We start from the raw sequence: 9,610 nt of genomic DNA on the forward strand, positions 1-9,610 counted from the left end.
TCTTTTATCCAAAAACAGTTATTTTACCAATTTTCAAGTAAAATAGTAACATTATTTATAAAAATTCTTATTTTTTTATTCCTTTACTTAGGTATTTTAAAGTATTAAAAAAAATCATGCTACACTTAAAATAAAAACTTGCAATATTAAGGACTTGTATGCAAAAATCTACTCATAAAATTCGCTCTATCATGGCAGCAAGCAGTGGAAATCTAGTAGAATGGTTTGATTTTTATATCTATGCTTTTACAGCAACATATTTTGCTCACACTTTTTCAACATCAGATAATCCTACAATCCAACAAATTAATGCTTTTGGAGTTTTTGCCGCAGGATTTTTTATGCGCCCTATAGGCTCTTGGATCTTTGGCTCTTTAGCTGACAAGATGGGTCGTAAAAAATCTATGATAATATCTGTAGTTTTAATGGCTTTAGGTTCTTTTATGATAGCAGCCCTACCAAGCAAAAATATAGTTGGTAATCTTGCTATTATCTTGCTTTTAATGGCAAGACTTATACAAGGTCTTAGCGTAGGCGGAGAATATGGTATAGCAGCAACTTATCTTTCAGAACTCGCCGTAGAAGGAAAACGCGGTTTTTACTCTTCTTTTCAATATGTAACTCTAATAGGCGGACAACTTCTAGCGGTTATGAGTATTAGTATAATGTTTTTATTTTTTAGTATTGATGATATGAAGGAATATGCTTGGAGAATACTTTTTATCATAGGTGGAATTTTAGCACTTGGTTCATTTTTTTCAAGAAGGATGATAAATGAAAGCGCCACCAAACTTCATCAAAATGAAGATCGTGGAACTTTAAAAGCATTATGTAAATCTTGGAAACCTTTTTTAATAGTGCTTGCAATAACTTCTGGAGGTTCTTTAACTTTTTATACTATCACTACTTATACGAAAACCTTTATAGAAAATGCGGGTATGGATAAAATACTTGTTAATAATCTTTTTTTAGGTGCTTTATTTATACTTATGATTATCCAACCTATTTTTGGTTATCTAGGAGATAAAATAGGGCATAAGAATTCTTTAATTATATTTTGTATTTTAGCCCTTGTAGGAATTTATCCTATTTTTGCATTGATCACTAAAAATGCACAAAATAGTTCTTATTTGGTATTTATCTTGGTAGTATTATTATTTATTATTTTAAGTTTTTATACTTCAGTCGCTGGAATTTTTAAAGCTAAACTTTTTCCTGAGCATATAAGAGCTTTAGGAACAGGTCTAGGTTATGCTATTTCAAATGCTGTTTTTGGAGGATCTGCACCTTGGATAGCTTTACAATTTAAAAATGCAGGTATGGAAAATGGCTTTTTTATCTATATAACTATTTTTATAATCATTATGCTTATAGCCACTTTATGCTTACCTAAAAAATCAGAACTTAAGTAAATTTAGAGCTTTTAAAGAAAGTATTGATAATGGGATAGATTTTAGTTCTTTAATTTCTTTAAATTCATAATCTTTAGTTTTAATTTTTAAAATTTGATGATACACTTTAATATTGATTTTATATTTAGTATAACTATGTTTAAACTCTCCTAAAAACATCATATTTTTTTGCTTTTTAAATTCATTTTGCTTAAATAAAGGAAAATTATACATGCCCTTATAAAGCTTTTCTTGACTTTTTTTAACAGCAATTTGATCTTTATAAATATAAAAAATAAGTGCTAAATTTAATTTTTCATAAAGAATTTTCTTATTTTCAGGATAAGAATGTGGGTTAAATTTGGCCTTGCAAAAATCATACAAAGGGCAAACTCCACATTTTGGATTTTTTGGCAAACAAACCAAGGCACCTATATCAAGCAAAGCTTGATTATGATTAAAAGCATCATTTAAATTTAGGATTTTATATGCTTTTGATTCAAGTTCTTTCATGTTCGCATTTTTTAAAGCAAAAAGGCGAGAAAGCACACGGCGTATATTGCCATCAACAAAAGCCACCTTTTGATCATAAGCAAAACAAGCAATTGCACCTGCTGTATAAGCGCCTATACCGCTTAAGCTTTTTAATTTCTCAAGCTCTTTGGGCAAAATACCACCAAATTTCTCCATACATTCTAAAGCTGCTTTTTTTAAATTTCTAGCACGAGTGTAATAACCAAGTCCTTGCCAAGCCTTTAAAAGCTCATCTTCATTAGCACTAGCTAAACTTTGCAAAGTAGGAAATTTTTGTAAAAATGGAAAATAAAATCTTTCTAAAACAGATTTTACCTGAGTTTGCTGAAGCATAATTTCACTGATATAAACCCCATAAGCTCTATCAATTTGTTTCAAGCTATCATCGCAATGAGTACTTTGTAAATTCCGCCAAGGTAGATCTTTTCGCCCCTTATCTTCATACCAAAGAAGTAATTTTTTTTGAAGTTTGTCAATGGTTTGTTTTTGCATAAATCAAAGTATATCAAAAATTTTAGATTTTTTTTGATAAAATAAACAAAATCGATTCTTAAAAAGGGGAAAATATGTTGGCTTTTTTTAAAGGTTTAGGTGTAGGATTTTTATGTCTTTTACTTTTTGTAGCTGGAGTGGTTTTTAATGTTGAATTTTTAGATAAAAAACATTCAAATCAAGCTTTAAATTTTTCAAGAAATATAGAAATTAGCACTCATTTAAAACCTGATGAATTCTATACAAATATTAACTTTTGGGCTAATGAAAATCTTGATAGCAAAGTCACCCTAAGCGACGATGAAAAAAAACAAATTTCAGATACTTTTAATCAAATCATACAACGTACCCAAAAAGATAATTTTTGCAGCGGGGGAAGTTTTTCTTTAGAACCTAATTTTTCTTACAAAGATGGCATACAAACCATAAAAGGACAAAAATTAAATGCAAATTTAGAATGCGTTATCAAAGAAAATGATCTTGAAAATTTCAACCATTTTTTAAATGATTTAAATACTATAGTTAAAAAAAGTTCTTTTGTGGGAGTTTCTATACCTTCTTTAGAACCTAAATTTTCAAAAAAACTTTTACAAGAAAATAAAGAAGAACTTTATAGCCAACTTTTACAAAAGGCCTATTCTTATGAAACAATTTACTCTAAAGATTTAAATAAAACTTGCACATTAAAAACCCTAGATACAAATTTAAATGCAAATATATCACCAAGATTTTTTGCTGCAAAATCCAATGATATGCAATTATCTTTGCCTGTTGTTAAAAATACAGAACAAAGCTTAAGCGCTACAGCATTATTTATATGTAAATAGCAAAATAAACTCATTTTAAGTTTATTTTGCTAGAATTTCATCTTTAAACTTTGCGGGAATAGCTCAGGGGTAGAGCACAACCTTGCCAAGGTTGGGGTCGCGAGTTCGAATCTCGTTTCCCGCTCCATATCACCCGCCCGGGTGGTGGAATTGGTAGACACAAGGGACTTAAAATCCCTCGGAATTTTTCTTCCGTGCCGGTTCAAGTCCGGCCTCGGGCACCACTTTCTAATTTTATCAGGGCGACATAGCCAAGCGGTAAGGCATGGGCCTGCAAAGCCTTGATCTCCGGTTCGAATCCGGATGTCGCCTCCAAAAAAGGCACAAAATCATAATCGGGAGATGGCTGAGTGGTCGAAAGCGGCGGTCTTGAAAACCGTTGAGGGTAACACCTCCAGGGGTTCGAATCCCTTTCTCCCGGCCACTAACTTCTTAAATACCACCCTATACAAAAACATAATAATATTATATAATCCTCTAAAAAGAATTTTAATGGAAACAATGAAAGAATTTTACATGCAATTAGCCTTAAACGAGGCTTGGAAATATCAATTTTTAACCTATCCTAATCCTGCAGTAGGCTGTGTGATTTTAGATAAAAATGAAAAAATATTAGCCATAAAAGCACATGAAAAAGCAGGTTTAGCACACGCAGAACTCAATGCAATTGCTCATGCTTTTAAAAGATTAAAGCCTGAAATTTCAATGCCTAAAGAAGCTAATACCTTGCATGATTTTATTTGTAAAAATCATCAAAATATATTTAAAGAAGCTATCGCTTTTGTTACCTTAGAACCTTGCTCTCATCAAGGAAAAACCCCTCCTTGCGCAAAGCTTTTTAGCGAACTTGGTTTTAAAAAAATTTTTATCAGTGTTAAAGATGAAAATGATATCGCAAAAGGCGGGGGAGATTTTTTAAGAAAACAAAGTATAGAGGTAGAATTTGGCATACTCGAAAAAGAGGGAAAAGATCTTTTAAAACCTTTTTTAAAATGGCAAAAAGGGCAATTTAAACTTTTCAAATTAGCCCTTTCTATGAATGGATCAGCTTTAGGAAAAATCGTTAGCAATGAATTAAGCAGAACTTATGCTCATAAAATTCGATCAATCATAGATCTTTTGGTAGTAGGTGGTCAAACCATAAGAAAAGATAAACCGACTTTAGATGCAAGACTTTGTCAAGGAAAGGCGCCCGATCTTTGCATTTTAAGCCATGAAAAACTAGAAAATTTTGATCATAATATCCCTTTATTTCAAATTCCAAATCGCCAAATTTATACTCAAATTCCAGAAAAAGCTAGATTTTTAATGTATGAAGGAGGAGAAAATTTTTTAAAAAGTTTTAAAAATGAAATGGATTTATTTTTAATTTTTCAAAGTTCCATTTTAAATGATCAAAAAAATGTTACAATACCTTTAAATTTAAAACCTCTTTATAAAAATTTTTTAGGAAATGATACCTATGGCATTTATGAATCTGAATAAAATTTTTCGCGTAAATTATGATTTTAATTTCTTCAAAATTGAAAAGAAAAGTGATATTAAAAATATTATTTTAAAAGATTATATTTTAAAATCTTACAAAGATGAACTTAATCCAAATGGGGAAACTTTTATCTATCAAGGAATAAAAGAGCAAGTTTTTAAGGAAAATGATGAAATTCTTATTTTAAATATTGGTAGAAAAATCATATTTTTTAAAAATTTAACCCAAAATTCAGACAATCTCGGAGAAATTCAAACAAAACAAAGTGTGCTTTTATCTTTTTTATTTTTTGGAAGTTTGTTTTTTGCTAGTTTATTTTTGATGCAATTTAACTTAACCGATTTGTTTTTTCTAATCTTATGTATTATAGTATTAATCGCAAGTTCTATTAGCACTAATCTACTTTTTAAACATATCAATTTATTAAAAAAATTTTCAAAAGAAGAAATAAGAGAATTTTTAAAAAAAAGAAAAAATGTTAAAGCATAATGCTTTAACATACAGTTTTTAAATTTGTAGCAAGACCACCCAAAGAAGTTTCTTTGTATTTATAATTCATATCTTTACCAGTTTCATACATCGTCTCTATCACTTCATCAAGACCAACTTTAGGGGTTGATTGTCGAGTCATAGCCATTCTTGCCGCACTAATAGCTTTAATCGCTCCAAAAGCATTTCTTTCAATACAAGGAATTTGGACAAGTCCCGCAACAGGATCGCAAGTTAAACCTAAATGATGTTCCATTGCTACTTCAGCAGCATTGCAAGCTTTGAAGGCATTAGCACCCAAAACCGTAGCCATTGCGGCAGCAGCCATAGAACTTGCACTACCAATTTCAGCTTGACATCCAGCTTCAGCTCCGCTAATACTTGCATTTTTCTTATACAATGAACCAATTAACATAGCTGCTAATAAGAAATTTACAGCTTGATCATCATTAAAACCTACAGTGTGATTTTTAAGATAAAGCATAACAGCAGGAACAACTGCACAAGCCCCATTCGTAGGAGCTGTAACTACTCTAGCACCACTTGCATTTTCTTCTGCAACTGCAAGTGCATATAATGAAATGAAATCAATTATTCCCATAGGATCAGCTGTCATAGAAATACGCTCATGTAAGCCTTTAGCTCTGCGTTTTAAATTAAGCTTTCCAGGCAAATACTCTTCGGTAGGATGAATTCCATTATAATAAACTTCTTGCATCACTTCCCAAATTTCAAGGCAATAAGACCTAATCTCTTCTTTTGTATGAAATTGCAATTCATATTGATAAGAAAGCTCTGCTAAATTCCAATTATTTTTCTCGCAAAATTCAAGAACTTCTTTAGCACTATTAAGCTCTATTTCATTTTTACTTGATAAGTTTTGACCTGAATTTTTATTTCTTTTTTCTAATTCTGCAGCAGTTAAAACAAAACCACCTCCTACAGAATAATAAGTTTCTTCATCAACAAGTTCATCTTTTTCATTAAAAGCTTTAATTTGCATTCCATTTTCATGCAAAGGTAAAAAATCTTTAGAAAAAATCAAATCTCTTTCATAATTGAAATTTAATTCTTTTTCTCCACATAGATTGATTTTACCTTTTTCTAAAGCGTTTTTATTGGCTTCTTCTTGTATAGAGGCGCTTAAATTTTTAGCTTCTAAGCCATTTAAGCCCCAAATTACAGCCTTATCACTTAAGTGTCCTTTGCCAGTTAAAGACAAAGAACCATAAAGAGTAACTTGAATTTTAGTTATTTCATCAAGTCTTTTCGCAATCTTTTTACAAAATAAATTTCCAGCAAGCATAGGTCCTAAGGTATGTGAAGATGAAGGACCTACCCCTATTTTAAAAATACTTAAATTACTCATCATATCCTACTTTACAAAATATTCTAAAATAAGATTATGTACAACAGCTGAAATTGCTACTATTCCCATAATAGCAATAAAAATATCTAAAGCTTTACTACGGAATTTTGCCAAAATATCAAAACGATAAATGCAATAAATTGGCATTAAGAAAAGCAATATCGCTAAAACAGGACCACCTATAGTCTCGATAATACCTATAACACTTGGATTTTCATAAGCCACATACCAAGCAATAGCAAAAGTGATAATCGCTGTTAAAGTTTGAGCTAATTTACCTTGAATTTTTCCATTACTTGCCTTGTATAAAATACCATTTAAACCTTCTTGAGAACCAAGATAATGTCCTAAGAAACTTTTACTGATCGCAACAAGAGCAACAATAGGCCCAACATAGGTTAAAACAGCTACTTGAGGGAATTTATTTGCGATAAAAGTTAAAATATTAACATTTTGAGCTTTTGCAGAAGCAAATTCTGCAGGAGTAAAAGTCAAAGCACAAGAAAAAATAAAAAACATAACCACAAAAACCATTAAAACTACCGCTGAAGAAATAATTCTTCTAGCACGAAACTCTGCATCATCGCCATATTCTTTTTTGCAAAAACACGCTAAAGATGAAATAATAGGAGAATGGTTAAAACTAAATACCATAACAGGAATTACAAGCCATAAAGTCACCCAAAAATTACTTGTTTGAAATACTGAAAAATCTATATTTGTAAATAAAGCTGTATTCCATTGAGGAATTAAAAGCAACGAAAGGATAAATAAAAATATAATGAAAGGGAAAACAAGAAAACTCATAGCTCTAGTAACCACACCTTCACCAAAAATTGAAACAAGAACTAAAGCACCTACAACTAAAAAGCTTATCCATATACGAGCCCCATGAAGTGTTGCTGCATCATAATGAAACTGATTGATTAAAAATTCAATCAAAGTCGTTGTAAGATTTGCACTATAAACAAGCAAAATAGGCAAAATAGCAAAAAAATACAATACAGTGATTAAAAATCCACCGCCTTTACCAAAATAACTTTCTGCAACAAAAGTAATATCATCTTTTGGATTAGAACTTGAAAGAACAAAACGACATAGATTTCTATGAGCTAAATAAGTCATAGGAAAAGCTAAAACAAGTATAACTAGCAAGGGAATCAATCCACCAAGTCCTGCACTTATAGGTAGCAAAAGGACACCTGCGCCAATTGCTGTTCCAAAAAGAGATAACACCCACCTTATATCGTGGCTGGTCCATGTATTGTTAGAAGTATTCATCTGTTTTTCCTTTTTTTTAACGATAAAATAAGTGAATCATTATATCAGATTTTTGTAAATATTACAGATATTTTTATTATATAATTAATTTTTACGAAATATTTTATTAATTAAAAATTAATAAATCAGTAGAATTTTAAGATGATCAAAGTATTATATTAAAGTATATAAAAATATTCTTTTGGTTTTAATTAAAATATTTGAAAAAAATCAAATATTTTAATTATTTTTTAACACTTTATAATTAATGATCCATTTTTTGCCCTAAGATATTGCCTTGAGCATCTGTATATATTTTCATATAATTATTTAATTCAAATTTATATCCATTCACTTCTTTACTCACCTCTAAAATTTGTGCGTTTAATGAAGTGCTTATCTTAGACATAATGTTTGGCAAAATACTGTTAGGCAATGCCTGATATTTTCCATCCACTTCTTTCCATTCCCCATTGATCATAAAATCTATCTCTGTCCCATTATTTAAAGTTACATCAAAAGAATCAATATCTTTTTTAACTAAAGCAATTTGAGCATTTTTAAAATTTGTAGCAATAAATTCTTGCGCATTTTTTGGAAGAGTATTAGCAGGAACAATAATATCTTTAGCTAAAAGCACTGTAGCTCCTAATAAAGCCGCTAAACCTAATTTTATTTTCATTTTTTCTCCTTTTTTTGTTTTGGTTGCAAGAATTAAATCTAATTTTTGTGAAGTTAATGTGAAGTCTAAAAATTTATTTTCAGACTATCTCCTTCAACACTCACTCCTTTACTTTTTGAAAAACTGATGTTTTTGCCATCTTCAAATTTCAAAGTATCTAAATCTTTTAATTCGATATCGTAAGTTAAAATATGTAAAATAATATCATACAAAGAAAAAAACAATTCCTTTTCATCCATTTTACTTTCATAAACCTCAAATTCCAAACGATTAAAATTTCTTAGTCCATAAGTATAAGCATTAACTCCATTTTTATAAGGATATACACTTACATAAACCCAATTATAAACTGGCAAACGATTTTCTTTTAACATGTTGGCATTTTCTATATAAAATTTAGGTTCTAAAACAACCCCGCCAGTATAAAATCCTAAAGCATTTTTATCTTGCAAACATGCGGATGAAACTTGAGTAAAAAGTTTAGCTTGTTCGAGCTTGCTTTCACTTTGACTTAGCACAGCAACCAAAAGATGGGCTTTGTGCTTTTTTGTCTCTTTTAAAGCATCTTTCCACATAAAATTAAAATTCGCATAATACTCAGCTTCTTCATTGGGTATAGGATTTTTAATCAAACTTAGGGTCACAAGCATATTTTTATGATAAAAAATAACTCCATCTTGATTAAAATCCTCATCTGGAATCAAGATATCAAATTCATTTTTAAGCAAATTTTGCAATTTTAAAAAGTCAAATTCATCATCGCTTAAAAGCACAAAAGAAGTAAAATTATGGTTTTGCTGCATACTTTTTTCCTTAGAAATTTATTATTTAAAATTTATTATATCTTAAAACATTCATTTTTTAGGGTGCAAATTTTTAAAAATTATGATAATTACTATTAATTATAGTTTTATTTTTCTTGTAGTATAATCGTGCGGTTTTAACAAATATTTAATGGGATTTATATATGGAATTTTTAAGAAATTATATTGATTTAATCATTTTTTTAATTTTAGGAATAATGGCTTTTATAGCACTTTGGTGTGTTATTGAAAGATTATTATTTTTTAGAAAAATCGA

General features: G+C 29.7%; 9 protein-coding genes, 4 tRNA genes and 1 pseudogene. 9 read left to right on the forward strand and 5 right to left on the reverse strand.

Features of this window, described 5'->3' with window-relative positions; translation table 11 throughout:
- The first annotated feature begins 158 nt into the window (after positions 1-158).
- The gene (locus H2279_RS01870) at positions 159-1,412 is read left to right on the forward strand and encodes an MFS transporter (protein ID WP_337195404.1); all 1,254 of its coding nucleotides are present in this window, start codon (positions 159-161) and stop codon (positions 1,410-1,412) included.
- Here the strand turns inward: H2279_RS01870 and mutY are convergent.
- Positions 1,398-2,417, reverse strand: coding sequence for an A/G-specific adenine glycosylase (mutY, locus tag H2279_RS01875; RefSeq protein ID WP_337195405.1), 1,020 nt, complete (start codon positions 2,415-2,417; stop codon positions 1,398-1,400). The two genes, H2279_RS01870 and mutY, sit on opposite strands and share 15 nt — an antisense overlap.
- A 74-nt stretch (positions 2,418-2,491) precedes the next feature.
- Here mutY and H2279_RS01880 point away from each other — a divergent pair, with 74 nt between their 5' ends.
- The 7 genes from H2279_RS01880 to H2279_RS01910 all read left to right on the forward strand — a co-directional run bounded on the left by H2279_RS01880 (position 2,492) and on the right by H2279_RS01910 (position 5,219).
- Complete coding sequence (locus H2279_RS01880) at positions 2,492-3,244, forward strand: hypothetical protein (RefSeq protein WP_337195406.1); 753 nt, start codon at positions 2,492-2,494, stop codon at positions 3,242-3,244.
- A 52-nt stretch (positions 3,245-3,296) separates the two neighbouring features.
- Positions 3,297-3,371 (forward strand) — tRNA-Gly (locus tag H2279_RS01885).
- Positions 3,372-3,379: 8 nt separating this feature from the next.
- Positions 3,380-3,468: transfer RNA gene (locus tag H2279_RS01890), tRNA-Leu, on the forward strand.
- 17 nt (positions 3,469-3,485) lie between these two features.
- Positions 3,486-3,559, forward strand: a tRNA-Cys gene (locus tag H2279_RS01895).
- A gap of 21 nt (positions 3,560-3,580) precedes the next feature.
- A tRNA-Ser gene (locus tag H2279_RS01900) sits at positions 3,581-3,668 on the forward strand.
- 77 nt (positions 3,669-3,745) lie between these two features.
- Positions 3,746-4,729 (forward strand): bifunctional diaminohydroxyphosphoribosylaminopyrimidine deaminase/5-amino-6-(5-phosphoribosylamino)uracil reductase RibD, encoded by a 984-nt coding sequence (ribD, locus tag H2279_RS01905; protein WP_337195412.1) that lies wholly within the window; start codon positions 3,746-3,748, stop codon positions 4,727-4,729.
- Positions 4,707-5,219, forward strand: a complete 513-nt coding sequence (locus H2279_RS01910; RefSeq protein ID WP_137623105.1) for a hypothetical protein — start codon at positions 4,707-4,709, stop codon at positions 5,217-5,219. The genes ribD and H2279_RS01910 overlap by 23 nt, the downstream gene beginning before the upstream one ends.
- A 4-nt stretch (positions 5,220-5,223) precedes the next feature.
- Here H2279_RS01910 and H2279_RS01915 read toward each other — a convergent pair whose 3' ends face one another.
- From H2279_RS01915 to H2279_RS01930, 4 genes are all read right to left on the reverse strand, one after another.
- Positions 5,224-6,588 (reverse strand): L-serine ammonia-lyase, encoded by a 1,365-nt coding sequence (locus H2279_RS01915; RefSeq protein ID WP_337195407.1) that lies wholly within the window; start codon positions 6,586-6,588, stop codon positions 5,224-5,226.
- Between the two features lie 6 nt (positions 6,589-6,594).
- Positions 6,595-7,869 carry an aromatic amino acid transport family protein gene (locus H2279_RS01920; RefSeq protein ID WP_137623107.1) on the reverse strand — a complete coding sequence of 425 codons (1,275 nt, stop codon included), beginning with the start codon at positions 7,867-7,869 and terminating at the stop codon, positions 6,595-6,597.
- Between the two features lie 244 nt (positions 7,870-8,113).
- On the reverse strand, positions 8,114-8,530 hold the full coding sequence (locus H2279_RS01925) for a PepSY-like domain-containing protein (protein ID WP_337195408.1): 417 nt from the start codon (positions 8,528-8,530) through the stop codon (positions 8,114-8,116).
- A 65-nt stretch (positions 8,531-8,595) separates the two neighbouring features.
- Positions 8,596-9,333 (reverse strand): DUF4261 domain-containing protein, encoded by a 738-nt coding sequence (locus tag H2279_RS01930; protein WP_137623109.1) that lies wholly within the window; start codon positions 9,331-9,333, stop codon positions 8,596-8,598.
- A 164-nt stretch (positions 9,334-9,497) separates the two neighbouring features.
- Between H2279_RS01930 and H2279_RS01935 the strand changes: the two are divergent.
- Positions 9,498-9,610 (forward strand): annotated as a pseudogene (locus H2279_RS01935) (TonB-system energizer ExbB); the annotation flags it as partial.

Origin of the sequence: Campylobacter sp. B0100352/1, from assembly GCF_020135855.1 — a bacterium.
Classification (GTDB): Bacteria; Campylobacterota; Campylobacteria; order Campylobacterales; family Campylobacteraceae; genus Campylobacter_D; species Campylobacter_D taeniopygiae.